A 389-nucleotide genomic window follows, 5' to 3' on the forward strand; every position below is an offset into this window, starting at 1 on the left:
CATATTGAGCACTATCAAAAACCTATTCTTGAACGTCTAGGTCTTAACGCAGAACAGTGGTTAACCCTCGCCACTGAATTCGAGAAACACTTCAGCACCGCTGTAGGCAGTGAGCACATGCTACAACAATTCAAACAGCATACAAATCATCAGCGTATACGAGGGATGGCAAAGGCCAGAGCGTTACTTCAATCTGCCTGAATGAGTTAACACACTCTATTTGATTGTTTCACACCAAGTGACAGTATTATGCTGCCCAGAATTTGAGCAGAATGACTCATTAACCGCATAAATCTTATCTATCAAAAAAAACAGACAAAACGACTCGTTTTTAAACATAACAAATGCACATTTCTCTCAAGGTGACACTAGTTGAACGGGCTGTGATT

1 pseudogene is annotated in these 389 nt (G+C 40.6%); it reads left to right on the forward strand.

Annotation, left to right across the window (positions count from 1 at the left end):
* Positions 1-201, forward strand: a pseudogene (locus tag AX660_RS23370) (hypothetical protein); the annotation flags it as partial.
* Positions 202-389 lie beyond the last annotated feature (188 nt).

Source organism: Paraglaciecola hydrolytica, assembly GCF_001565895.1.
Taxonomy (GTDB): Bacteria; Pseudomonadota; Gammaproteobacteria; order Enterobacterales; family Alteromonadaceae; genus Paraglaciecola; species Paraglaciecola hydrolytica.